Origin of the sequence: uncultured Comamonas sp. (assembly GCF_964277875.1) — a bacterium.
GTDB classification, from domain to species: domain Bacteria; phylum Pseudomonadota; class Gammaproteobacteria; order Burkholderiales; family Burkholderiaceae_C; genus Comamonas; species Comamonas sediminis.
In genome coordinates this window covers 42,692-67,095 of sequence record NZ_CAXYJV010000049.1, presented here as the reverse complement: position 1 = coordinate 67,095, position 24,404 = coordinate 42,692, and the positions used below count along the sequence as shown (strand labels likewise).

Here is a 24,404-nt window from a genome sequence, read left to right as displayed (position 1 = left end):
TGTGCGCGGACCTGTCGGCCTACTTCGCGTCCTGGGACTTCACAAATTCGATGCGCAGGCCTTCGGCGGTGACCTGGAAGGTGGCAGGCAGATCGGCCGCCTTGTCCAGCCGGTCGAGGTCTTCCTGGCGCAAGGTGTGCACGACCACATCCTCCATCGCATGCTCGGCTGCGCGGGGCGCATAGGCATGCAGCATCGCTTCCATGGCCTCGGGCAGGCCGTTCATCTGCAGCGACTGGACCTGCACCTGGGTGGCGCGCAGGCTGTGGTCGGCGGGCGAGTAGCGCAGTGCAAAGTCCAGCACCATCGTGCCATCGAGCCGGTGGGGCAGCACCTTGCCCGACATCTCGGCGCGCATCGTCGCCTGGATGCGGTTGGTCTCGGGCAGCAGCTGCAGGCTGGGTGCCTGCACATCGAGCTGCAACAGGCCGAGCAACGGATAGGAGCGGGGGAAGGACTTGGCCACAATGGTCTGCAGCTCGGCGGCAGACAGGGTGTAGCTCGGAGGGGCAAGCAAGGAACAGGCGGCCAGCAGGCTGGCGGCGAGCAGGCTGGAGGCCAGAAAAAGGCGGCGGCGCATAGGGAGTGGAAAGCGTATTGGCAGAGGTCGGGTGGAGCGCATCGTACCTATCGGAGGCCGGGCGCTGTGCTGGATTTTCCCACCCACGGGGATCGCATTGTTGCGCAGCTTGCATAACATTGTGTGTTGCACGAACAATAAGCTTTGATTAATTCCCATCTCCTTGTTTTATTGGGGTAAATGCCCACTTTTCGCAGTCTGCGTGCGCGTGAGTCGATGTAATTTTCGTGTGAGAATTCGCAGGCTTTCCGGCTGCGGACGATGGCGCACGCGGGTGCGCCATCGTCCTGCCTTCCGGCTCGAAAGCGCTGCCTGCGGGCAGTGCTAGCCAAGATCCCAAGGACAGACATGAATTTCGCATTGAACAAGCGCGCCCTGGCGCTGGTGGGTGCCTCGCTCATTGGCGCAGCCCACGCCCAACACCTGACCATCGCCCTGGCCTCCGAGCCGACAGCGGCCGATCCCCACTACCACAAGATGACGACGAACGACTCGTTCTCGGCGCATGTCTATGACTCGCTGGTGGGCCGTACCGCCAACATGGAACTGGTGCCTTCGCTGGCCACCTCGTGGAAGAACCTGGACGACCTGACCTGGGAGTTCAAGCTGCGCAAGGATGTGAAGTTCTCCAACGGCGCGCCCTTCACCTCACAGGACGTGCTGTTCACCATCTGCCGCACGTTGAACAACGAGACCAATGTCTCGCAGTCGTATATGGATACGACCAAGCTGATCACCGATGTGCAGACCCCCGATGACCTGACGGTGATCGTCAAGACCGCCGAGCCGGTGCCGCTGATCCCGGCCGAGTTTGCACGCAACCTGCCCATCATCTCCAGCAGCATCGTCAAGCACGACAAGCTCAAGTTCGCGCCCAAGGAAGGCTGCGGCTACAAGGGCCCCTGGCCCACGGTGGCCGACTTCAACAGCGGCAAGATGGCCATCGGCACCGGCCCGTTCAAGCTCAAGTCCTATGTGAAGGGCAATGCCATCACCCTGGAGCGCAATGACGGCTACTGGGGCGCCAAGCCTGCCTGGCAGACCGTCAAGATGGTGGCCGTGCCCAATGCCGGCCCGCGCCTGACGGGTCTGATGTCCGGTGACTACGACCTGATCGAGAACCCGGCCGCCCGCGACCTGGCCCGCATCAAGGAAGACAAGAAGCTGGCCTTTGTTGCCACGCCATCCACCCGCCTGGTGTTCTTCCAGCCCGACATCGGCCGCGACAAGTCGCCCTTTGTGACCGCCCCCGATGGCAAGAACCCGCTGCAGGACCTGCGCGTGCGCAAGGCCATCAACATGGCGATCGACCGCAAGGCCATCGTGCAGCGCCTGATGGACGGCATGGCCACCCCCGCCTACCAGTACATGCCCGATGGCATGTTTGGCAGCGTGAAGGCCCCCGAGATCAAGTTCGACCCCGAAGGCGCCAAGAAGCTGCTGGCCGAAGCCGGCTATCCCAATGGCTTCGAGATGACCCTGTCGTCGACGAACGACCGCTACATGAACGATGCGCAGATCTCGCAAGCCGTCGCGCAGTACCTGACCCGCATCGGCATCAAGACCAAGGTCGATGCGATGACCGCCTCGATCTACTTCCCCAAGCGCGCCAAGCGTGAGTTCAGCTTCCCGATGGGTGGCTGGCCTTCGGAGAACGGCGAAGCCTCGGGCCTGTTCCAGCTGTGGGTGGCCAGCACCGATTCGCCCAAGGGCCTGGGCACCAGCAACTACGGCGCGTTCAGCAATGCCGAGTTCGACAAGGTCTACATTCCGGCTGCCAAGACGGTGGACCCGGTCAAGCGCAAGGCCATGCTGGAGCAGGCCACGCAGATCGCACTGGACAACGTGCCGCTGATCCCGCTGCACTTTGAAAGCAGCATCTGGGCCTTCAAGAAAGAGCTGAGCTACGAAGGCCGCCGCGACCAGTACACGCTGGCAACGTCGGTCAAGCCGGCGAAGTAAGAGGGCGCTGAAGCAGCCGGGGGCGCAGTCCCCGGCCTGTGGAGCGGATGGGTTGCTGTGGCATGGCATTTGCATGGCCTGACCGCAGAGGCTTTTCACCAAGGAGGAACGACCTGTGTCTATCAAGAAGATCTCGCGCCGCACACCCTTGTCGCTGGCCAGCCTGGCTGCGTTGGCCCTGCCTGCGGGCATGGCTGCCGCCCAGTCGCTGACCATCGGCCTCGCCTCCGAGCCCACCGCCGCCGACCCGCATTACCACAAGGTCACCACCAACGACGCGTTCTCGGCCCATGTCTTCGAGTCGCTGATCAACCGCAATGCGCAGATGGAGCTGGTCCCGGGCCTGGCACAGTCCTGGCGCGCCATCGATGACAACACCTGGGAGCTGAAACTGCGCCAGGGTGTGAAGTTCTCCAATGGCGAGCCCTTCACCTCCAAGGATGTGCTGTTCACCCTGTGCCGCGTGCTGAACAATGAGACCAATGTTTCGCGCTCCTACATGGAGCCGGCCCAGAGCTTCAGCGATGTGCAGACGCCCGATGACTACACCGTCATCATCAAGAGCGAGCGGCCCATCCCGACGATGCCCAATGAGCTGGCGCGTTCGCTGCCCATCATCTGGAGCGGCATCGCCAAGTTCGACAAGCTGCGCTTTGCGCCCAAGGAGGGCTGCGGCGTCACCTCGCCCTGGCCCACGGTGGCTGATTTCAACACCGGCAAGCTGTCCATCGGCACGGGTCCGTACAAGCTCAAGTCCTATGTCAAGGGCACTGGCATCGAGTTGGAGCGCAATGAAGGCTACTGGGGCAGCAAGCCGCACTGGAAGACGGTGAAGATGGTGCCCGTGCCCAATGCCGGCCCGCGCCTGACAGGCCTGATGTCCGGCGACTACGACATCATCGAAAGCCCCGCTGCGCGCGACCTGCCGCGCATCAAGGACAACAGCAAGCTCGACTTTGTCGCCACGCCATCGACCCGGCTGGTCTTCTTCCAGCCGGACGCCGGCCGCGCGCAAAGCCCGTTTGCCAAGGCTGCCGATGGCAAGAACCCGTTGCAGGACCTGCGTGTGCGCCAGGCCATCAACATGGCCATTGACCGCAAGGCGATCGTGCAGCGGCTGATGGATGGCATGGCCACCGTCGCCAACCAGTACATGCCCACCGGCATGTTCGGCAGCCTCGACCAGCCGACCGAGATCAAGTTCGATCCCGAAGCCGCCAAGAAGCTGCTGGCCGAGGCCGGCTACCCGCAAGGCTTCGAGCTGACCCTGACCACCACCAATGACCGCTACATCAACGACGGCCAGATCGCGCAGGCGGTGGCCCAGTACCTGACGCGGATCGGCATCAAGACCACGGTGGATGCGCAGGCGGCAGCCATCTATTTCCCCAAGCGCGCCAAGCGTGAGTTCAGTTTCGCGATCGGCGGCTGGCCCTCGGAGAACGGTGAGGCCTCGGGCCTGTTCCAGTACTGGGTGGCCACCACCGACAAGGACAAGGGCCTGGGCACCAGCAACTACGGCGGCTTTAGCCTGCCCGCGTTTGACCAGGTGTTTGTACCGGCGATGTCGCAGATGGACGCGAACGCACGCAAGGCCGCCTACCAGCAGGCCACGCAGATTGCGCTGGCCAACGTACCGCTGATTCCGCTGCACTTCGAGAGCAGCATCTGGGCATTCAAGAAAGGGTTGAGCTACGAAGGCCGACGCGACCAGTACACGCTGGCCATGTCGGTCAAACCGAAATAGCAAGTTGATGCCACACCGGGCGCAACGCAAGGCCCGGTCCCTGGCATGGCCCGCATCCAGCTCCAGTGGTGGGGCCATGCGGGCTTTGTGATTTTGTACGCCCCCCGATGAAAAGACTCCACAGAGGGCGACAACCATGCAGGTGACAGCGCATGGCATTCTAATTTTGAGGACGTAATGTGATCGTCTATATCCTGCGCCGCATGGTGCAAAGTTTTCTGGTGCTGCTGGCGGTCTCGCTGGTGGTGTTCATGGCGGTCTACGCGGTGGGCGACCCCATCGAGCTGCTGGTGAGCGCCGAGGCCAGCGATGCAGACCGCCAGGCGATGATCCAGCGCCTGGGGCTGGACCTGCCGGTCTGGCTGCAGTACTGGAGTTTTCTGACGCGCGCCTTCCAGGGTGACCTGGGCACCTCGTTTGTGCATGGCATTCCTGCGATCGAGCTGATCGTGCAGCGCTTTCCGGCCACTTTCGAGCTGGTCGTGGTGGCCATTGGCCTGACCTGCCTGATCGGCATTCCGCTGGGCCTGGTGGCCGGCCTCTTCAACGACAAGCCTCTGGGCCGCAGCCTGATGGGCGGCTCGGTGCTGGGCTTTTCGCTGCCCAACTTCTGGCAGGGCATGATGCTGATATTGATGTTCGCCGTCTGGCTGCAATGGCTGCCGTCGTCGGGCCGGGGTGACACGGTGAATGTGATGGGCGTGCCGCTGTCGCTGTTCACCGCCGATGGCTGGAGCCATGTGATGCTGCCGGCCATCAACCTGGCGCTGGGCAATATCGCGCTGGTGCTGCGGCTTACGGCCACCGGCGTGATGGAAGCCAAGACCCAGGAGTATGTGAAGTTCGCGCGCGCCAAGGGCATCAGCGAGCGCCGCATCCTGACCCGCCACATCCTGCGCAACATCCTGATCCCCGTGGTCACCGTGATCGGCATGGAGTTCGGCACCCTGATCGCCTACTCGACCATCACCGAGACCGTCTTCGCCTGGCCCGGCATGGGCAAGCTTTTGATTGACAGCATCTACAAGCTCGACCGCCCGGTGGTGGTGGCCTATGTGATGCTGGTCACCTTCATCTTCGTGATGATCAACCTCCTGGTGGACCTGGCCTATGCCGTGCTGGATCCGCGCGTACAGCTGCAGGAGGCCCCATGATGCAGCCCGACAAACCCCTGATGACCATCGATCCCAGCAAGCGGGCCCAGCCCCTGCAAGACACGCCCCAGCGGCGTGCCATCCTGAAGAAACTGCGCAGCAAGCCCTCCGTCAAGGGTGCGGTGATTGCCCTCGTGCTGCTGCTGGCCGTGGTGCTGCTGGCGCCTTTTCTGTCGCCGCAAAACCCCTATGACCTGGGCGCGCTCGACCTGATGGACGGCCGCCTCAAGCCGATGTCCGAAGCCGCTTCGGGCATGACCTACTGGCTGGGCACCGACGACCAGGGCCGCGACATGCTCTCGGCCATTCTGCATGGCCTGCGCATCAGCCTGTTGGTGGGCCTGAGCGCCGTGGTGCTCGCCACCATCATCGGCAGCCTGGTGGGCCTGGTCGCCGCCTATTTTGGCGGCTGGGTCGATACGGTGCTGATGCGCATCGTCGACTTCATCCTCGGCTTTCCCACCATCCTGGTGGCGCTGGTGCTGCTGGCCATTCTGGGCCGGGGCGTGGACAAGGTGGTGATCGCCATCGTGATGGTGCAGTGGGCGCATTACGCGCGCATCATGCGCGGCCGTGCCTTGCAGGAGCGCAAGAAGGAATACATCGAGGCGGCCAAGAACCTGGGCTTCCCCGGCTGGCGCATCATGACGCGCCACCTGCTGCCCAACTGCATGGGCCCGGTGATGGTGTTTGCCACCATCCAGATTGCCAATGCCATCGTGCTCGAAGCCACCCTGTCCTTCCTGGGCGTGGGGGTGCCGATCACCGAGCCCTCGCTGGGTCTGCTGATTGCCAACGGCTTTCAGTACCTGATGTCGGGTGACTACTGGATCAGCATGTTCCCCGGCCTGGCGCTGCTGGCCCTGATCCTGTCGATCAACCTGATCGGCGACCGCCTGCGTGAAGCTCTGGACCCGAGGAAGTAATGACTATCCCTTTGCTTGAAGTACAAGATCTGCAGACGGTGTTCCACACCGAAGAGGGCGCATGGCCCGCCGTCAGCGACATCGATATCCGCCTGGAGGCGGGTGAAATCCTGGGCCTGGTCGGTGAATCCGGCTCGGGCAAGTCGGTCACCGGCTTCTCCATCTTCGGCATGATCGATGCCCCCGGCGAAGTCACCCAGGGCAAGGTGCTGTTCAAGGGCCAGGACCTGCGCGCGCTGTCGGCCGAGTCCATGCGCAAGCTGCGCGGCGACCGCATCGCGATGATCTTCCAGGATCCGCTGATGACGCTCAACCCGGTGCTGCGCATCGAAGAGCAGATGCTCGAGGCCATCGACGCGCACCAGAAGCTGCCCAAGGCGCAGGCGCTGCAGCGCTGCGTGGAGGCGCTGGCGATGGTCGGCATCCCCGCGCCGGAGAAGCGCCTGCGCAGCTACCCGCATGAGTTCTCGGGCGGCATGCGCCAGCGCGTGGCGATTGCGATTGCGATGCTCAACCGCCCCGACCTGATCATCTGCGACGAGCCCACGACGGCGCTGGATGTCACCATCCAGGGCCAGATCCTCTACCGCATGCAGCAGATCTGCCAGGCCCAGGGCACGGCGCTGATCTGGATCACCCACGACCTGGGCGTGATCGCCGAGCTGGCCGACCGGGTGGCCGTGATGTATGGCGGCCGCATTGTCGAGACCGGCACCGTTGCCGAGGTGCTGGATGCCCCGCGCCATCCCTATACCCAGGGCCTGCTCAATTCGCTGCCCGCCCAGGCCACGCCAGGCGAGCGGCTTACGCAGATCAACGGCATGGCGCCCAGCCTGTCGGGCCGCGTGCCCGGCTGCGCCTTTGCGCCGCGCTGCAGCCGTGCCATCCCGCGCTGCGTCGATGAGCAGCCCCCCGTCACTACCATTCCCGGCCGCGCATTCCGCTGCTTTGTACCGCTGGAGGCACCTGCCGCATGACCGCGATGACCCCCCCTGTGATTGAACTGCGCGATGTGCACAAGCGCTTTGTCAGCGCGCCCGATCTGCTGCAGAAAATCGTCGGCGCCGTCGCCCGGCAGCCCGCGCAGACGCGCACCGTGCATGCCGTCAACGGCGTCAACCTGCAGATCGCCAAGGGCGAGGTGCTGGGCCTGGTGGGCGAATCCGGTTGCGGCAAGTCCACCCTGGGCCGCGTTGTGGCCGGCCTGCACCCTCCGACCGAAGGCCAGCTGCTTTACCAGGGCCAGGATGTGAGCCAGCTGGGCGGCCAGGACAAGCTGGCCTTCACCCTGGGCGTGCAAATGGTGTTCCAGGACCCGCAGGCTTCGCTCAACCCGCGCCAGAAGCTGCACCAGATCCTGGGCGAGGCACTGCATGTGCACAAGCTGGCCCCTGCGGCCGAGGTGCCTGGCAAGGTCGATGCGGCGCTGGCCGAAGTGGGCCTGGCCAGCGAGTACCGCGCCCGCCTGCCGCACCAGATATCGGGCGGCCAGCGCCAGCGCATCGGCATTGCCCGCGCGCTGATGGTGACGCCGGAGTTCCTCGTTTGTGACGAGCCGGTGGCCGCACTCGATGTGTCCATCCAGGCGCAGGTGATCAACCTGTTCATGGACCTGCGCGCCCAGCGCGGCCTGACCTACCTGTTCATCAGCCATGACCTGGGCGTGGTGCGCCACATCTCCGACAAGGTGGCCATCATGTACCTGGGCAAGATCGTCGAGATGGCGCCCACCGCTGAGATCTTTGGCCAGGCCCAGCATCCCTACACCCAGGCGCTGCTGGCCGAGGTGCCCGATGTGGGCCGGCGCAAGCGCGTGTTCACCCCTATCAAGGGCGAGATCCCCTCGCCGCTGAACCCGCCCTCGGGCTGCACCTTCCACCCGCGCTGCCCGCATGCGATGGAGCGCTGCAAGCAGGAGGTGCCACGCCTGCGCGAGACGGCAGCCGGCCATGTGACCGCCTGCCATTTGTTGGACTGACCGCCTGGACGGCTACAAGGAACACCACCGCATGGACTGGCAACGTTTTACCCGGCAGCACGGCCGTTTTGCCATCGACTGGCAAGCCGGCGACGGCGCGCTCTACCTGCCGATCACCCTGAACTGCTACCGCCCCGAAGGCGTGGCCGCCGATGCGCCGGTGGTGCTGGTGCAGCACGGCGTGCTGCGCAATGGCGATGACTACCGCGACTTCTGGATGCCCGCTGCGGACCGCTATGGTCTGCAGATCATCGCGCCGACCTTTGGCAACGCGCACTGGCCGGGCGTGGAGAGCTACAACAACGGCAGCGTCTGGAGCGAAGAGGGCGACCTGCAGCCGCGTGACTACTGGGCCTACCAGGCGGTAGTGAACCTGGCCCGGCAGCTGCGCGATGCCGGGGTGGTGCAGCAGCAGCCGCTCTACCTGTTTGGCCATTCGGCCGGCGGCCAGTTTGTGCATCGCCTGGTCAGCACCCTGGGCGCCGACGGTTTTGCCGGCGTGGCGGCGGGCAACCCGGGCTGGTACACCTTGCCCGATGCCCAGCAGGACTTTCCGCAAGGCCTGGCCGGCATTGGCCTGGCCGACGGGGCGCTGGCCCGGCTGCTGCGCACCCCGCTGGTCATTTTGGCGGGCGACCGCGACACCGACACCCAGGACCCCAACCTGCCGGCCGAGCCCGCCGCGCTGCGCCAGGGCCCGCACCGCTTTGCCCGTGCCCGCCACTACTACGCAGCCGGCCTGCAGGCCGCAGCCCGGCTGGGCATGCCGCTGGCCTGGCAGCTGCATGAGGTCGCAGGCATCGGCCACGATGGCGAGGCCATGAGCCATGTCTGCGCCCATCTCTGGTTTGAAGGGCGCATGCCCGATGCGGACTGGCTGGCCCCCTGGGCCGGCCGCGTCACCGCCTGACTCCCACCGATCACTTTTCGACAAGACCCAAGGAACAAGGATGCAAGCAACAACGCAACAACTGGTGGACGGTATCTCGGAATGGATGCGCTGCGAATCGCCATCGAACAACCCCGCATCGATCGCCCGCATGGTCGAGATGATGCGCGCCCAGGCCGCAGCGGCGGGCCTGCGTGCCACGGTGATCGAGACCCAGGCCGAGGGCAAGCATGCGCCCGGCCCGGTGCTGCCCGTGCTGCACATCACCAACCGCGCCGAGGGCGATACCCGTGAAGGCCTGCTGATCCTGGGCCACGCGGACACCGTGCACCCCATCGGCATGCTGGCCGACAACCCGATCCGCATCGAAGGTGACCGCCTCTACGGCCCCGGCGGCTACGACATGAAGGCGGGCATCTACCTGGCGCTGACCGCACTGAGCGCGGTGGCCACGCCGGGCAGCACCCCGCTGCCGGTGGACCTGCTGATCGTGCCCGACGAGGAAACCGGCAGCCACGCATCACGCAAGCACATCGAGGCCTTTGCCCGCCATGCCCGCTACTGCCTGGTGGCCGAGCCTGCCCGTGCCAATGGCGGCCGCTGCGTGACCGCGCGCAAGGGCACCGGCATGCTGCGCCTGGGCGTCAAGGGTCTGGCATCGCATGCCGGCGTCGCCCATGACAAGGGCCGCAGCGCGATCCGCGAAATGGCGCACCAGATCCTGGCGCTGGAAGCGATGACCGACTACCAGCGTGGCGTGACCGTGAGCGTGGGCACCATCGAAGGCGGCACCACCACCAACACCGTGCCCGCCTTCTGCAAGTGCGTGGTCGATTTCCGCCTGCCCGATCTGCAGGCTGCCGATGAGCTGGTGGGCAAGATGCGCGCACTGCGCCCTGTCGGCGAAGGCCTGGCGCTGGATATCGATGTGGAGGTGAACCGCCCGCCAATGGTCAAGGACGCGCGCGCCGAAGCGCTGCTGGCCAAGGCCCAGCAATCGGCCCGCGAGGCCGGCTTTGCGCTGGAAGAAGCGCCCCCCACCGGCGGCGGCAGCGATGCCAACTTCACCTCGGCCATGGGCGTGCCATCGCTGGACGGCCTGGGAGCCGATGGCGACGGCGCCCATACGGTGTACGAGCACATCCTGGTATCCACCCTGGAGATGCGGGCGCGCTTCTGGCTGCACCTGCTGACCCACTTGGACTGAGAGGCCCAGGCTGGCCCCAGATGCGGGCCGGCTTAACCCAGCCGCTGGTCTTTGAAAGTAACCGGCTGGGTGCGCCCACCCTTGCGGCGCACCACCACGGTCCCCGCGATCTTGTCGTGCCAGCCCTGCTTGCGCGGGTCAAAGGCCACCCAGATGAGGCCCAGGCAGAGCGGGATGATGGACACAAAATAGCCGAGGTAGCGGACCACTGATTGGCCCAGGCTCATCGCCTCGCCGGTCCCGGCATCCACAATCTCGGCCCCAATCAGCATCTTGCCTGGTGTGGCCCGCAGCTTGTGCCACAGCCAGATGCAGGCGACAGCGGGCAGCACCCAGCTGATTAGCACATCGGCCGGGCCCTGCACCAGGCCTTCCGCCATGAAGTACTCCCAGCCGTAGATGGCCACCAAGGCCGGGGTGATGATGACGAGCAACACCACGGTGTCGATCAAGGCCGCACCGACGCGCGCCCAAAAGCCTACATATTCCAGATCGCTGTTGTCCATTTTTTGCTCCCACGGGATGGCGCCATCTTAGGCCGTGCAGGTAAAGCGTGCGTAAGCCGGACCTCGCGTTGCCATGGCAAGATGCGGCTTTCTCCACTGCCCGAGAGCGCACCATGGCACCCCCCAATCCCGAGCTCCGCATGGCCCCCGATATGTGGGCCTTTGAAGCGCTGTACGCCCAGCCCGCAATGCTGGATGGCGAAACCCTGCGCGCCGCGCTGGCAGAGCGCCTGGGCGCGGTAGATCTGGTCGCAGACGGCGACACCATCTTGCTGGCGTTGCGCGATTACTGCGTGGACTACAGCGACAAAAAAGGGGTGCCCAGCGAGATCGCGATCATCCGCGCAGGCGAGCCGATGGACCCCACAGACTACGCCAGCGCGCTGGAGCAGACCTGGGACTGGCCCGAGAAAGAAAGCGCATTGGCCCAGTGCCAGCACTGCGTGCTGGTGAGCGAGTTCATGGGTAGAGGTCTTTCAGCGCCCGAGCGGCTGGAGATTCTGCAAGCGGTCATGCATGTGCTGATCGAGAACGGGGGCGTCACGGCGATCAGCCAGACCAATGCCGGCTGCCTGCTGAACCCGCAGCGCTACCTGCAGGCCCATGCCGAGGGCTTTGTCTACTACGGCGTCGTCAACGTGCGTTTTTTCAACATCAGCAACCGCCCCGGCGAGATGCTGATGGACAGCCTGGGCGGCGCCACCTTTGGCGTGCCTGATGTGCAGCTGCTGTTCTCCGAGCTGGACCCTGCTGAAGTCTCGCGCTTTGTGTTCAATACCAGCGTCTACTTGGTCGAGCACGGCGATGTGATCGCCGACGGCCACACGGTGGCCGGCATCGATGGCCACAGCAAATGGGCCTGCAAGCACCTCGATGCGCTGGTCGAGCCGGAACGGCTGGTGGTCGATATCGATCCACGGCCTGCTGACGGGGCCGACCAAGCGGACTGAGGTTTAAACCGGTGCGTAGCTGCCGGTGCCGTTCGGCCAGGTCGTCAGCACCTCATGGCCATCGGGCGTCACCGCCACCATGTGCTCCCACTGTGCCGACAGCGAATGGTCCTGGGTCACGACGGTCCAGCCATCGGCGAGGGTCTTGACCTGGCGCTTGCCGGCATTGAGCATGGGCTCGATCGTGAACAGCATGCCGGCCTCCAGCACCAGGCCCTCGCCCGGGTTGCCGTAGTGCAGCACATTCGGGGCATCGTGGTAGGTCTGGCCAATGCCATGGCCGCAGAACTCGCGCACCACGCCAAAGCCCGCGCGCTTGGCCACCGTCTCGATCGCATGGCCGATATCGCCCAGGGTGGCGCCCGGCCGCACCTGGGCAATGCCGGCACGCAGCGCCTCGTAGGTGGTCTCGACCAGGCGCTTGGCCAGAATGCTGGGCGTGCCGACAAAGTACATGCGGCTGGTGTCGCCAAACCAGCCATCCTTGATGACGGCGACATCGATGTTGACGATGTCGCCCTTTTTCAGCACCCGGTCCTCGGACGGAATGCCGTGGCAGACGACATGGTTCACCGAGGTGAGGATGGTCTTGGGGTAGCCCTGGTAGCCCAGATTGGCCGGCACCGCCTTTTGCACGTTCACGATGTAGTCGTGGCAGATGGCATCGAGCGCCGCGGTGCTGACCCCCGGCACCACATGGGGTGCAATCATCTCCAGCACCTCGGCCGCCAGCTGCGCCGCCTGGCGCGCACTGGCCAGCTCGCTGGCGGTATGCACAGGCGTGATGCGCTGCGTCATGCCGCCATCCTTGCCTTGGCCACCAGCGAATGGATATCCAGGCCGCCGTCCAGCTCCGCCTGCACCAGCACCTGGCAGATTGCCCGGTGGTCCATATCGGGGTACATCTCGGCGAGCATGCCCACCCGCATCCAGTGCTCGGCCTGCGCATTGATCGAACGGCTCAGCGCCGCGCCCGCGACCCGCAGGTTCTCATGCATCGGGTCGGAAATTTTGACGATGCCCATGGCTATCCTCTATAAAACATATGCGGATTGTATATGTTTTATATATTCTTCGTCTGTGCGCGGTCTGTGTGGCGGTGTCGGTAACGGCAGTAAAGATATATCTTTACAAAAAACCGGCTTGAATTCTTCGATTGAAAGATATATCTTAGATGCATCTTGGTAAAGGAACACAGATGCCACATCCCCATCACCACTTTCATCACCACCATCACCTGCACAGCCCCCGTGGACGCCATATGGGCGAAGAGGGCGGCCCTGGCCGGGGCCCACGCCACCATGGCGATGGCCCGGGCCACGGCCCGCACGGCCATGGCCACGGGCCGGACGCTGCGCGCCACCTGGCGCACAAGCGCGAGCGCATGTTCGAGGCTGGCGGCCTCAAGCTGCTGGCGCTGCATTTGATTGGCCAGCAACCCAGCCATGGCTACGACGTGATCCGCGCCGTGGGCGAGCTGGTCGGCGGCGACTACCAGCCCAGCCCCGGCACGATCTACCCCACCTTGAGCTACCTGGTGGACATGGGCCATGCAACGGCCAGCGAATCCGAAGGCGGCCGCAAGCGCTACACCATCACTGCCGAAGGCGAGCAGGCCCTGGCCGAGCAAGCCGATGCGCTGCAGCTGCTGCTGACGCGCCTGGCGCGCGGCAAGGACCGCGATGCCCGCCAGCGCCCGCCGCAGCTGGTACGCGCGATCGAGAACTTCAAGATGGCCCTGCGCCTGAAGATGGCGGGCGACGGCGAGACGGCACTGTCGGCCGAGCAGATCGACAAGATTGCCGCGCTGCTCGACGAGGTCGCTCTGAAGATCGAAAAGGCCTAGGCTGTTGCGCTGCCGCAGCAAAGCTTGCGCCATCGCCTGGCGCAGGCTTGGGGCCAAGGTATGCTTGGTGGATCGCCACAGCCGTGGCCCCCTTCAGCGAGCAAAACCATGCAACGACGCCACTTTGTAGCCGCCACCCTGGTCATGGGTAGCGGCTCCGTTTTTAGCCTGGCCGGATGCGCCTCCCGCCAGTCTGCCCATCCCCGTGCCGACCGTGCGCTGCACAAGGCGCTGACCCTGATCGAAGCCCAGAGCGGTGGCCGCCTGGGCGTTTATGCGTTCGATGCCGAGACCGGTGGCGAGGCCGGCTACCGCAGCGATGAACGCTTTCCGATGTGCAGCACCTTCAAGACCTTGCTGGCCGCCCATGTGCTGTACCTGGGGCAGACCGGTGCGCTCGACCTGGGCCAGCAGGTGCTGGTGACCTCGGCCGACATGGTGCCCTATGCGCCGGTGACGGAAAAGTACAAGGACCAGCCCGGTGGCATCAGCCTGCTGGAGCTGAGCGAGGCGATTGTGGTGCTGAGCGACAACGTGGCCGCCAACCTGCTGCTGCGCGCCAGCGGCGGGCCCGAAGCCTTGACGGCCTGGCTGCGCACCTTGGGCGACAAGGCGACACGCCTGGACCGCATCGAGCCGCTGCTCAACACGGCAGAGCCCGGCGACCCGCGCGACACCACCACGCCGCGTGCGATGCAGGCGACCCTGCAGGCACTGCTGCTGGGCGATGTGCTCAAGGGCTATGGCCGCGCGATGCTGCAGCAGTGGCTGAGCGACAGCCGCACCGGTGACAAGCGCGTGCGTGCGGGCCTGCCGCCGGAGTGGCGCGTGGGCGGCAAGACCGGTGCCGGTGCCCACAGCACCGCCAACGACTGCCTGATCGCCTGGCCCCATGCGGCCTCGGAAGGCCTGATCATCACCGCCTACCTGACCGGTGGCGAGCGCACGACCGCGCAAAGCGACGAGGTGATGGCCAAGGTGGGCGCAGCGATTGCGCAATGGCACGCTGCGCTGTAAACAACGCGGCTATTTGGCAGCTGGCTGGCGTGGCCCGGCCAGCAAGCCCTTGCACAGCTGCAGCAGCGCCCAGACCAGCACCAGCGGTATCACCAGGGTCTGCAGCGCAAACACCACCATCAAGGTCACCAAGCGCTCCACCTGCTGGTCAAGCTGCTGCTGCAGCTCGCCGAGCTTGTCGCGCAGCCCATCGCCCGGGTTGCGCACGAGATCCTGCACCCCCGATGCCGCCTGGCTGGCCGATTGCTGGGCCTGCTGGCCCCATAGTTTGAAGCGCTCCCAGAGGCTGGATGACGGCGCCACGGCGGGGCTGGCCGGCGGGGTGGGCGTGGCTGCGTCCGCAGCTGGCGCCTTGGCCGGGGCGCGCACATCAAACTGCTGCAACTGGCCCACCGCACCTTCGGTGGCGATCTGGTTTTCCTGGTAGGTCTGCGCGATGAAGTGCTGGAACAGCGCCTCGCTGCCGATGATGGTGACGGGCATCACCAGCCGGGTGAACAGCAGCACCACCAGCAAGCGGCTGAGCCAGGTCGGCACCGCCTGCTGGCGCCAGCGCAGCAGCAGCCAGGCCAGTGCGATGAGGCTGAGTACCCCTGTCACGCCATAGCTGCCCCCCATCGACAGCAGCAGCTTTTGCAGTCCAAACGCAATGCTGGCCCAGAGCATCCAGTCGGCAAACTGCGCCACCAGATCGCTGATGGGGGCCAGCACCTGGCCCAGGGTCAAGGTCAGGCCCACGCCCATCGGCTGCACGGCCAGCTCGGTGCCCTGCAGCACCGAGACGACGCTGTGCAGCGCACGGGCAGTCGCAAAACTGAGCAGGGAGCGTTGCAGGCCGTCGTCCACATAGCGGTCGGCCATGGTCTGAAAAGCCGGCAGCCAGCACAGCAGCACGGCCAGCACCAGCAGGGTGGCCAGTGTGATCTGGCGGGGTGTCCAACGGAAGGCGCCCGGCGGGCGCGGAGCGGAGGGAAGATTGTTCATCGGCTGGCGGCCAGCACTGTGGCCGTGGGTCGAAGGAACAACCGATTATTCCAGATACATCTGCGCGAGCTTTTGCTGTGCCTTTGCATCCACGCCCAGCACCTTTTCCACATAGTTGGGGATGCTGCCGTAGTCCTGCAGCACGGGCTGGATCGCGGCAGTCAGGAAGGGCTCCTGCACGCGCCACAGCACCTGCAGCACGTCCTCGGGGATGTGGGCGGCAGCGGCCACGGCTTCGGCCGGGCGGTGGTAGTAGTCGTTGGTCAGCAGGTAGTCCTGCAGCACGACATCCTGGGGCACGCCCAGGGTGGTCAACAGCAAGGTGGCGGCCCAGCCGGTGCGGTCCTTGCCGGCGGTGCAGTGGAAGACGATGGGCGCATCGCTGTCGAGCAGCATCTCGAAGAACTGCGCAAACGGGGCGGCATGGTCGTGGATGAAGCTGCGGTAGGTGTCCTGCATCAGCTCCACCGTGTGGGCGGGGGTCAGACGCTGGCCTTGCTGCATCAGGCTAAAGGCGCGCTGCACCAGGGTCGGCTCGATGGCCAGCGAGTGGTGCTGGAGGCCGTCAATCGCATAGTGGTCCACCGTCTGCTCGCGCTGGCCACGAAAATCGGCCGAGCGGGCCACGCCCAGCTCGCGCAGCAGCTGCAGTTGGGATGCGGGGCTGAGCAAGGCCAGGTGATCGGAGCGGAACAGCTTGCGCCAGCGCACGGTGCGGCCGTCCAGACCCTGGTAGCCGCCCAGGTCGCGGAAATTGGTGGTGCCCGCCAGCGGCAGGTGGCGGGTATAGGCCTCAGCGGTGGCCACGGGGGTAAGCGCTGCAGATTCGGCTTGGATGGGCATCCTTTGTTTATAGCCCATCTCCAAGTCCGGGGTGCGACGCCAGGGTGTCATCGGCAGGCCCGGCGCTACGGCAGCGGGCCGCTCTGTCTCAACTGTGACGGCCTGGCACGCGGCGCATGGCACCATTTGCAGGCCCCCTTACCCGAAGACCGCACCATGGATTTTTCCCTGTCCCCCGAACTGCTGGCGCTGCGCGACAAGACCCGCGCCTTTATCGCCGAGCAGGTGATACCGCTGGAGAACGATGCCCGGCAAAGCCGCCATGGCCCCGATGAGGCGCTGCGCCGCGAGCTGGTGGAGCGCGCCCGCGCGGCCGGTCTGCTCACGCCCCATGCGTCGCGCGAGCTGGGCGGGCTGGGGCTGACGCACGTCGAGAAGGCGGTGGTGTTTGAAGAGGCCGGCTACTCCTGGCTGGGCCCGACGGCGCTGAACATCCATGCGCCCGATGAAGGCAATATCCACCTGATGGAGGCGGTCGCCACCCCGGCCCAGCAGGCGCGCTGGCTGCGCCCGCAGGTCGCGGGCCAGCTGCGTTCCTGCTTTGCGATGACCGAGCCCGCACCGGGTGCCGGCTCCGACCCGGCGGCGCTGGCCACGGTGGCGGTGCGCGATGGCGATGACTACCTGATCAGCGGGCAGAAATGGTTCATCACCGGTGCCGAAGGGGCGGACTACGCCATCATCATGGCCCGCACCGAAGACGGTGGCGCCACGATGTTTCTGAGCGATATGGACCAGCCCGGCATCACGCTGGAGCGCTCGATGGATGCGATGGATGCCTGCTTTACCGGCGGCCACGGCGTGCTGCGCTTTGACCAGCTGCGCGTGCCGGCCAGCGCCATTCTGGGCGAGGTCGGCAAGGGCTTTCGCTATGCCCAGGTGCGCCTGGCGCCCGCGCGGCTGACGCACTGCATGCGCTGGCTGGGCCAGGCCCGGCGCGCGCAGGATGTGGCGCTGGCCTATGCCCGCCGCCGCACGGCCTTTGGCAGGCCGCTGTCCTCGCACGAGGGCGTGGGCTTCATGCTGGCCGACAACGACATGGACCTGCACACCGCGCGCCTGCACATCTGGCACACCGCCTGGCTGCTGGACCAGGGCGAGCAGGGCAGCTATGAATCGAGCCGCGCCAAGGTGGTCTGCTCCGAGGCCGAATGGCGCGTGGTGGACCGCTGCGTGCAGATCCTGGGCGGCCAGGGCGTGACCATGGAGACCCCGGTGATGCGCATCTTCATGGACATGCGCGCCTTCCGCATCTACGACGGCCCCAGCGAGGTGCACCGCTTCAGCATGGCGCGCAAGCTGGTGCAGGCGGCCGAGAAGGATGCGCAGGCCGAGCGCGGCGTGCCCGCGATTATCCAGGCGGTGCCCGCAGCACCGCGCCCGCTGTGAACGCCGCCAGCCACAGCCCGCAGGCGCTGGCGCAGCGGCTGCAGCCTTATCTGCACGGCCTGGGCCTGTCGAGTGGTGAGCCGGTTGCCGTCAGCGTGCTGGCGGGCGGCCAGTCCAACCCCACCTACAAGCTGCAGCTGGGCGGGCGGCAGATGGTGCTGCGCAAGCAGCCCGCGGGCAGCCTGGTGGCCGGTGCCCACGCGATCGACCGCGAGCACCAGGTGATGCAGGCCTTGGCCGGCACAGCCGTGCCGGTGCCCCGCATGCTGGCCTATTGCGACGATGCCGAACTGCTGGGCACGCCGTTCTACCTGATGGATTTTCTGGACGGCCGGGTGCTGGTGGACCCGGCCTTGCCCGGCATGCAGGCGGCCGAGCGCGGCGCGCTGTACCGCGAGATGAACCGTGTCATTGCCGCGCTGCACCAGCTGGCCCCGGCCGCGCTGGGCCTAGGCAGCTATGGCCGCCCGGGCGGCTATGTGGCGCGCCAGACCAGGCGCTGGAGCCAGCAGACCCAGCAGTTGCGGGTGCCGGTAGACGCTGCGATGCAGCAGCTGATGGACTGGCTGCCCCGGCATCTGCCGCAGGCCGAGGAGACCACGCTGGTGCATGGTGACTACCGGCTGGACAACCTCGTCTGGCACCGCAGCGAGCCGCAGATCATCGGCGTGCTGGACTGGGAGCTGTCCACTCTGGGCGATCCGCTGGCCGACCTGGCCTACCACGGCATGGCCTGGCGCGTGCCGCCCGCGCTGTGGCGCGGCATGGGTGGTTGTGATCTGGCGGCGCTGGGCATCCCCGACGAGCGCCAGTACCTGGCGCTGTATGCCGAGCGCACGGGCCGCGACCCAGGGCCTCTGTGGGAGTACTACCTGGCCTTCAACCTGTTCCGCATGGCCGCCATCCTCTACGGCATTGCGCAGCGCGCCGCCGATGGCACGGCCGCTGCTGCCGATGCAGTGGCAACGGGCGCCAAGGCCGGCCCGCTGGCAGCGCTGGGCTGGCAATGTGCGCAGGCTTTTGAGCGCGGCTGATCGGCTTTGAGGCGGCTGCACGCCCGGCGACGGCGGCGGGCGTGCAGGCCCCTTTCAAACGCAGCACCCAGGCGGCCGGTGGGCCGCCTGGGTGGGTGGTTTCAACGATCAGGCATGGCCTTGGGCGGGGTGGTTCACCGACAGGAAATGCTGGACCACTGGGGGTTCGCTGCCTTGGTGGTACTGCGCCACTTCGCTTTGCACATCGGCATCGCTATGGGTCACCCGCTTGTGCTGGCGCAGGTGCTCGGCCCAGGATTCCACCTGGAACCACTCCATGAAGTGGTCCTCGGAAGCGGTGTCCTGCACGATGCCCCAGGCATAGGCGCCATCGCGGCGGCGGGCGGCTGACAGGCGGGCGAGAGCCTTGAGGAAGGGGGCATAGTTGTCCTTGGCCACGTGGTAGCGGATCTGGATCATCACCGGGCCCCGGTCCTTGTCGACCGGGTGGGCGGTCAGCGGCTCGGGCCAGTGGTTGGATGGGACCAGGTCGGCCTCGCCTTCGGGCAGCTTGATGCGGTGGGCGATCAGGCCCATCACCACCAGGCCGGCAGCACCCACCAGCAAGGTGCTGGGCACACCCAGTGCCTTGGCGGTAAAGCCCCAGCTCAGACTGCCGAAAGTCATCGCGCCGTTGAACACGGTCAGGTAGACGGCCAGCGCACGGCCCCGCACCCAGTTGGGCAGGATGGCCTGGGCGGCACCGTTGAGCGTGGTGAGCGCGGTGATCCAGGACTGGCCCAGCAGCAGCAGCGCCAGCACGGCAGCCCATTGGGGCGGCGACACCGCCAGGAAGGCCATCACGGCAGCCGAGACCAGGGCCGACATCAGCAACAGGCCATCGGACGACAGGCGGGCGCGCAGCTTGGGCAGCAGGAAGGCACCGCCAATGGCACCGACACCAACGGCGCCCAGCAGCACACCGTAGAAGCCGGCACCGCCGCCCAGCAGCTGGCGGGCCACCAGGGGCAGCAGTGCCCAGACCGAGCTGGCCAGTGCGAAGAACAGGAAGGCACGCAGCAGCACCACATGCAGCTCGCGGCTGGAGCGGGCATAGCGCAGGCCGGCACGGAAGGCGCCTGCAAAGCGCTCGCTCAGGTCGTCTTGCTCGGCCTTGGGGCGCGGCCACCACAGCAGCGCCGCAATCACAAAGGCGTAGCTGATCACATCCACCCCGTAGGTGACCGAGGCACCCAGGCCGGCCAGCACCACACCACCCAAAGCCGGGCCGATGGCGCGGGCAATGTTGATGCCCAGCGAGTTGAGCGCTACCGCTGACTTGAGGTCACGCTTGGCGACCAGCTCGGGCACGATGGCCTGCCAGGTCGGGCCCATCAGCGCGGCGCCAATGCCACCCAGAAAGGTCAGTGCCACCAGCGAGCCCACGGTCTGCAAGCCCATCGCCGACAGGGTCATCAAGGTGACGCTGACGCAGGCCAGCAGCACCTGGATGGCGATCAGAAACTTGCGGCGGTCCAGGATATCGGACAGCACGCCTGCCGGGATGGCCAGCAAAAAGGCCGGGGCCGAGGCTGCCGCCTGCACCAGCGCGACGGCCGTTGGCGATGGCGACAGGTCGGTCATCAGCCAGGCGCTGGCCACATCGCGCACAAAGCTGCCGGTGTTGCCGACGACGGTGGCGATCCACAGCACGGCAAACAGCTTTTGCTGCAAGGGGGCAAAGCTGCCGCCGGAAGGCGGGGCCGGGGCAGCGGGCTGCGCCGGGGGATGGTCGGAGTGGTTGTGGTTCATGGAGGTGCTCGGATCGGGGGCTGAGCCGGAGGGGTACCGGGTCAGCGGAAATGGGCGGGGGTGGGTGGTGTGGCGGGGATCAGGACATCCAGCAGGAGCAGCCCAGTGCGCCAAAGAAGCCTTGCATGTCGGAGGCTGGCACCTTGGAGGCCCAGGCATCGGCATGCTGGTGGCCGTGCATGCCGCAGTGGCTGCCGCAGCCGCAGCCAGCAGCCAGGCTGCGGTAGCGGGCGGGGTTCAGCGAGTGTTTGCCGGCACCTTCGGGCTCGCCCCAGGCGCCATAGCCACCAAAGCGGCGCACGGGCGACCAGTCGGGCATCGCAGGGGGCAGCGGGTTGTCGTCATGGCGGGCAAAGCTGCCTGCGCCGTACACCACCCGGCCACCGACCACGGTCAGGTCCGAGGTGAGGAAGGAGATTTCATCCTCGGGCACCTGGAAATAGTCCTTGCTCGGCACGATCAGGTCGGCAAACTGGCCCACCTGGATGCGGCCACGCGCACCTTCCTCGTTGGAGAACCAGGCCACGTTCTCGGTCCACATGCGCAGCGCGGTTTCGCGGTCGAGCAGGTTGCGCTCGGGGTACATCTGCATGCCGCCGACGGTCTTGCCGGTCACCATCCAGGACAGCGACACCCAGGGGTTGTACGAGGCCACGCGGGTGGCATCGGTACCGGCGGAGACCTTGACGCCTTTTTCCAGCATCTTCTTCACGGGCGGTGTGGCTTCCATCGCCTGGTGGCCATAGCGCTCGGCAAAGTACTCGCCCTGGTAAGCCATGCGGTGCTGCACGGCAATGCCGCCACCCAGCGCGGCGATGCGGTCGATCGAGCGGTCGGAGATGGTTTCGGCATGGTCAAAGAACCAGTTCAGGCCGTCGATGGGGGTTTCCTGGTGCACCTTTTCGAAGACATCGAGCGCGCGGCTGATGGTCTCGTCATAGGTGGCATGCAGGCGCCAGGGCCATTGGTTCTGCACCAGCACGCGCACGACGTCTTCGAGCTCGGTCTCCATCTGCGGGGGCATGTCGGGGCGGGGCTGGCGAAAGTCTTCAAAGTCGGCCGCCGAGTACACCAGCATCTCGCCGGCGCCGTTGTGGCGGAAGTAGTCGTTGCCCTGCTTGTACTTGACCGACTGGGTCCACTGCAGAAAGTCGTCCTTTTCTTCCTTGGGCTTTTGCGTGAACAGGTTGTAGGCCAGGCGCACGGTGATCTGGCCTTGCTTGTTGAGTTCTTCGATGACCTGGTAGTCATCGGGGTAGTTCTGCGAGCCGCCACCGGCGTCGATGACACCGGTTACGCCCAGGCGGTTGAGCTCGCGCATGAAGTGGCGCGTGGAGTTGACCTGGTAATCGAAGGGCAGCTTGGGGCCCTTGGCCAAGGTGGAATAGAGGATGGTGGCATTGGGCTTGGCCAGCAGCAGGCCCTGCGGGTTGCCCTGGCTGTCGCGCACGATTTCGCCACCTGGTGGCTGGGGCGTGTCGCGGTGGTAGCCCACGGCACGCAGCGCCGCGGCGTTGAGCAGGGCGCGGTCATACAGGTGCAGCAGGAACACGGGGGTGTCCGGCGCAATCGCATTGATCTCGGCCAGGGTCGGCAGGCGCTTTTCGACAAACTGGTGCTCGGTAAAACCGCCCACCACGCGCACCCACTGCGGTGCGGGTGTGATCGCCACCTGCTGGCGCAGCATCTCCAGCGCATCGGCGAGCGAGCGCACGCCGTCCCAGCGCAGCTCCATGTTGAAGTTCAGACCGCCGCGAATCACATGGGTGTGGTTGTCAAACAGGCCGGGCAGCGCACTGCGGCCTTGCAGGTCGACCTTGCGGGTGCCGCTGCTGGCCAGCGCCAGCACCTCGGCATCACTGCCCACCGCGACAAACTTGCCATCGCGGATGGCCACGGCGCTGGCCGTGGGCTGGGCCTTGTTCAACGTAGTGAAGCGGCCGTTGTGAAAAATGGTGTCGGGGCTGGAGGTGGTCATGGCAGTGGCGTGCTGGGTGGGTGGTGAGGGGTGGCGGCGGTGGGAGTCTGGGCCTGCGTGCGAAGACGCCAGCCCCCACCTGGAAGCAATTAAACAGCAGGCTTGGGGCCGATGGTGTTGCCGTGCTGTGCACGCTCGGGCGCCTTGTGCACCATCGTGTAGGCATAGTCCACGCCCATGCCGTAGGCACCGGAGTGTTCGCGCACGATGTCCATCACCGCGTCATAGGTCTCGCGCTTGGCCCAGTCGCGCTGCCATTCCAGCAGCACCTGCTGCCAGGTGACGGGCACCACACCGGCCTGCACCATGCGCTGCATGGCCTGGTTGTGCGCTTCGAGCGAGGTGCCGCCCGAGGCGTCGGCCACCATGTAGATCTCGTAGCCGGCGTCGTGCATGGCGCTCAGTGCAAAGGTGGTGTTGCAGACCTCGGTCCACAGGCCGGAGACGATGATCTTCTTGTGGCCCTTGGCGACGTTGGCGGCCAGCGCATCACGCACATTCTGGTCGTCCCAGGAGTTCATCGAGGTGCGCTCCAGGATGGGGTTGCCGGGGAACACATTCAGCAGCTCGGGGTAGGTGTGGCCGGAGAAGCTGTGGGTCTCGACCGTGGTGATGGTGGTCGGCACGCCGAACACCTTGGCCGCCTTGGCCAGGCCCACCACATTGTTCTTCAGAGTCTGGCGGTCGATGGACTGCACACCGAAGGCCATCTGGGGCTGCTGGTCGATGAAGATCATCTGGCTGTTGGCGGGGGTCAGGACTTCGAGGAATCGTTTGTTGGTCATGGTGCGTGCTCCTGGAAAAGTGAAAACGGGAAAGGCGTGTGTTTAAAAAAGGAATCTGGGCTGACTTAGTTCAGAGCCGGTGCATCCACCAGCACGATTTCGGTGTCTTCGGTGGCAGTGATGCGGATCGTGGTTTCGCCATGGATCGCGGCACCATCGCGGCTGGACAGCGCCACACCATTGACCGAGGCACTGCCCTTGGCAAGGACCAGGTAGCCATAGCGGTCGGCATGCGCAAAACCGTAGTCCAGGCTTTCGCCGGCCTTGATCGTGGCACCCAGCACCCGGGCATTGGCACGGATGGGCAGCGCATCGCCATCACCGTCCATGCCGCTGGCCAGGGTCACAAACTTGCCGCTGCGGTCGCCCTTGGGGAAGGGCTTGGCGCCCCAGCTGGGCTTGTCGCCCTGGCGGTCGGGCAGGATCCAGATCTGGAAGATGCGGGTCGTCGTGGACTCCAGGTTGTATTCCGAGTGGCGCACGCCGCTGCCGGCGCTCATCACCTGCACATCACCGGCTTCGGTGCGGCCCCGGTTGCCCAGGCTGTCTTCGTGGGTGATGGCACCTTCACGGACATAGGTGATGATTTCCATGTCGGCATGGCCGTGCGGTGGGAAGCCGGTTTGAGGCGCGATGGTGTCATCGTTCCAGACCCGCAGAGCGCCCCAGTTCACGCGCTGGGCGTCACGGTAGTCGGCAAAAGAGAAGTGGTGCTTGGCATCGAGCCAACCGTGGTTGGCACCGCCCAGGCTGTCAAAGCTGCGTCGTTCAATCATGTCTTTCTCCAGGTGTTTGTCGTCGATGAAGAAAGTGTAGGCCGCGTTGAATATGATTAAAATAGAAAATATAGAAAAGCATTCATTCCATATTTGATGTG

Annotated in this window: 23 protein-coding genes; 13 read left to right on the top strand and 10 right to left on the bottom strand. The window is 65.7% G+C overall.

The window, feature by feature from the left end; all coding sequences use genetic code 11:
- Positions 1 to 19: 19 nt before the first annotated feature.
- Positions 20 to 580 carry a DUF1439 domain-containing protein gene (locus ACHWUQ_RS20735; protein ID WP_394682319.1) on the bottom strand — a complete coding sequence of 187 codons (561 nt, stop codon included), beginning with the start codon at positions 578 to 580 and terminating at the stop codon, positions 20 to 22.
- 348 nt (positions 581 to 928) lie between these two features.
- On the opposite strand from ACHWUQ_RS20735, the gene ACHWUQ_RS20730 reads away from it, so the two are divergent.
- The 8 genes from ACHWUQ_RS20730 (at position 929) to ACHWUQ_RS20695 (ending at position 10,443) form a co-directional block, all read left to right on the top strand.
- A complete protein-coding gene (locus ACHWUQ_RS20730; protein WP_394682318.1) occupies positions 929 to 2,542 on the top strand; it encodes an ABC transporter substrate-binding protein in 1,614 nt (537 codons plus the stop codon).
- Positions 2,543 to 2,672: 130 nt separating this feature from the next.
- Complete coding sequence (locus ACHWUQ_RS20725) at positions 2,673 to 4,289, top strand: ABC transporter substrate-binding protein (protein WP_394682347.1); 1,617 nt, start codon at positions 2,673 to 2,675, stop codon at positions 4,287 to 4,289.
- Between the two features lie 179 nt (positions 4,290 to 4,468).
- Positions 4,469 to 5,443, top strand: a complete 975-nt coding sequence (locus tag ACHWUQ_RS20720; RefSeq protein WP_394682317.1) for an ABC transporter permease — start codon at positions 4,469 to 4,471, stop codon at positions 5,441 to 5,443.
- Positions 5,440 to 6,369, top strand: coding sequence for an ABC transporter permease (locus ACHWUQ_RS20715; RefSeq protein ID WP_394682316.1), 930 nt, complete (start codon positions 5,440 to 5,442; stop codon positions 6,367 to 6,369). The genes ACHWUQ_RS20720 and ACHWUQ_RS20715 overlap by 4 nt, the downstream gene beginning before the upstream one ends.
- Positions 6,369 to 7,346 carry an ABC transporter ATP-binding protein gene (locus ACHWUQ_RS20710; protein ID WP_312412115.1) on the top strand — a complete coding sequence of 326 codons (978 nt, stop codon included), beginning with the start codon at positions 6,369 to 6,371 and terminating at the stop codon, positions 7,344 to 7,346. The genes ACHWUQ_RS20715 and ACHWUQ_RS20710 overlap by 1 nt, the downstream gene beginning before the upstream one ends.
- Entirely contained in the window at positions 7,343 to 8,347 is a 1,005-nt protein-coding gene (locus ACHWUQ_RS20705; protein ID WP_394682315.1) for an ABC transporter ATP-binding protein, read from the top strand. Before ACHWUQ_RS20710 ends, ACHWUQ_RS20705 begins: the two co-directional genes overlap by 4 nt.
- Before the next feature lie 31 nt (positions 8,348 to 8,378).
- Positions 8,379 to 9,257, top strand: a complete 879-nt coding sequence (locus ACHWUQ_RS20700) for an alpha/beta hydrolase (RefSeq protein ID WP_239809886.1) — start codon at positions 8,379 to 8,381, stop codon at positions 9,255 to 9,257.
- Between the two features lie 40 nt (positions 9,258 to 9,297).
- Positions 9,298 to 10,443 carry a M20 family metallopeptidase gene (locus ACHWUQ_RS20695; RefSeq protein ID WP_239809885.1) on the top strand — a complete coding sequence of 382 codons (1,146 nt, stop codon included), beginning with the start codon at positions 9,298 to 9,300 and terminating at the stop codon, positions 10,441 to 10,443.
- A 32-nt stretch (positions 10,444 to 10,475) separates the two neighbouring features.
- Here ACHWUQ_RS20695 and ACHWUQ_RS20690 read toward each other — a convergent pair whose 3' ends face one another.
- A complete protein-coding gene (locus ACHWUQ_RS20690; protein ID WP_394682314.1) occupies positions 10,476 to 10,949 on the bottom strand; it encodes an RDD family protein in 474 nt (157 codons plus the stop codon).
- Positions 10,950 to 11,062: 113 nt separating this feature from the next.
- Here ACHWUQ_RS20690 and ACHWUQ_RS20685 point away from each other — a divergent pair, with 113 nt between their 5' ends.
- Positions 11,063 to 11,899: a DUF4261 domain-containing protein gene (locus ACHWUQ_RS20685; RefSeq protein WP_394682313.1), complete on the top strand. Its 837-nt coding sequence runs from the start codon at positions 11,063 to 11,065 to the stop codon at positions 11,897 to 11,899.
- Positions 11,900 to 11,902: 3 nt separating this feature from the next.
- Here ACHWUQ_RS20685 and map read toward each other — a convergent pair whose 3' ends face one another.
- A complete protein-coding gene (map, locus tag ACHWUQ_RS20680) occupies positions 11,903 to 12,697 on the bottom strand; it encodes a type I methionyl aminopeptidase (RefSeq protein WP_239809882.1) in 795 nt (264 codons plus the stop codon).
- Positions 12,694 to 12,924: a ParD-like family protein gene (locus ACHWUQ_RS20675; RefSeq protein WP_182326383.1), complete on the bottom strand. Its 231-nt coding sequence runs from the start codon at positions 12,922 to 12,924 to the stop codon at positions 12,694 to 12,696. Before ACHWUQ_RS20675 ends, map begins: the two co-directional genes overlap by 4 nt.
- Before the next feature lie 173 nt (positions 12,925 to 13,097).
- Here ACHWUQ_RS20675 and ACHWUQ_RS20670 point away from each other — a divergent pair, with 173 nt between their 5' ends.
- A complete protein-coding gene (locus ACHWUQ_RS20670) occupies positions 13,098 to 13,745 on the top strand; it encodes a PadR family transcriptional regulator (RefSeq protein ID WP_394682312.1) in 648 nt (215 codons plus the stop codon).
- 108 nt (positions 13,746 to 13,853) lie between these two features.
- The gene (bla, locus tag ACHWUQ_RS20665) at positions 13,854 to 14,762 is read left to right on the top strand and encodes a class A beta-lactamase (RefSeq protein ID WP_394682311.1); all 909 of its coding nucleotides are present in this window, start codon (positions 13,854 to 13,856) and stop codon (positions 14,760 to 14,762) included.
- A 9-nt stretch (positions 14,763 to 14,771) separates the two neighbouring features.
- Here the strand turns inward: bla and ACHWUQ_RS20660 are convergent, their stop codons facing one another.
- Together ACHWUQ_RS20660 and ACHWUQ_RS20655 are read right to left on the bottom strand one after the other, a co-directional pair.
- The gene (locus ACHWUQ_RS20660; RefSeq protein WP_394682310.1) at positions 14,772 to 15,746 is read right to left on the bottom strand and encodes a hypothetical protein; all 975 of its coding nucleotides are present in this window, start codon (positions 15,744 to 15,746) and stop codon (positions 14,772 to 14,774) included.
- 45 nt (positions 15,747 to 15,791) lie between these two features.
- Positions 15,792 to 16,589, bottom strand: a complete 798-nt coding sequence (locus ACHWUQ_RS20655; protein WP_312835139.1) for a tyrosine-protein phosphatase — start codon at positions 16,587 to 16,589, stop codon at positions 15,792 to 15,794.
- A gap of 156 nt (positions 16,590 to 16,745) precedes the next feature.
- On the opposite strand from ACHWUQ_RS20655, the gene ACHWUQ_RS20650 reads away from it, so the two are divergent.
- Both ACHWUQ_RS20650 and ACHWUQ_RS20645 read left to right on the top strand, forming a co-directional pair.
- Positions 16,746 to 17,978: an acyl-CoA dehydrogenase family protein gene (locus ACHWUQ_RS20650; protein WP_394682309.1), complete on the top strand. Its 1,233-nt coding sequence runs from the start codon at positions 16,746 to 16,748 to the stop codon at positions 17,976 to 17,978.
- A complete protein-coding gene (locus ACHWUQ_RS20645) occupies positions 17,975 to 19,012 on the top strand; it encodes a phosphotransferase family protein (RefSeq protein WP_394682308.1) in 1,038 nt (345 codons plus the stop codon). Before ACHWUQ_RS20650 ends, ACHWUQ_RS20645 begins: the two co-directional genes overlap by 4 nt.
- Before the next feature lie 108 nt (positions 19,013 to 19,120).
- Here the strand turns inward: ACHWUQ_RS20645 and ACHWUQ_RS20640 are convergent, their stop codons facing one another.
- The 4 genes from ACHWUQ_RS20640 to ACHWUQ_RS20625 form a co-directional block, all read right to left on the bottom strand.
- On the bottom strand, positions 19,121 to 20,764 hold the full coding sequence (locus tag ACHWUQ_RS20640; protein ID WP_394682307.1) for an MFS transporter: 1,644 nt from the start codon (positions 20,762 to 20,764) through the stop codon (positions 19,121 to 19,123).
- Positions 20,765 to 20,843: 79 nt separating this feature from the next.
- Entirely contained in the window at positions 20,844 to 22,742 is a 1,899-nt protein-coding gene (locus tag ACHWUQ_RS20635; RefSeq protein ID WP_394682306.1) for an amidohydrolase, read from the bottom strand.
- A gap of 89 nt (positions 22,743 to 22,831) precedes the next feature.
- Entirely contained in the window at positions 22,832 to 23,527 is a 696-nt protein-coding gene (locus tag ACHWUQ_RS20630; RefSeq protein WP_239809874.1) for a hydrolase, read from the bottom strand.
- A gap of 65 nt (positions 23,528 to 23,592) precedes the next feature.
- Positions 23,593 to 24,303: a pirin family protein gene (locus tag ACHWUQ_RS20625; RefSeq protein ID WP_394682305.1), complete on the bottom strand. Its 711-nt coding sequence runs from the start codon at positions 24,301 to 24,303 to the stop codon at positions 23,593 to 23,595.
- Positions 24,304 to 24,404 lie beyond the last annotated feature (101 nt).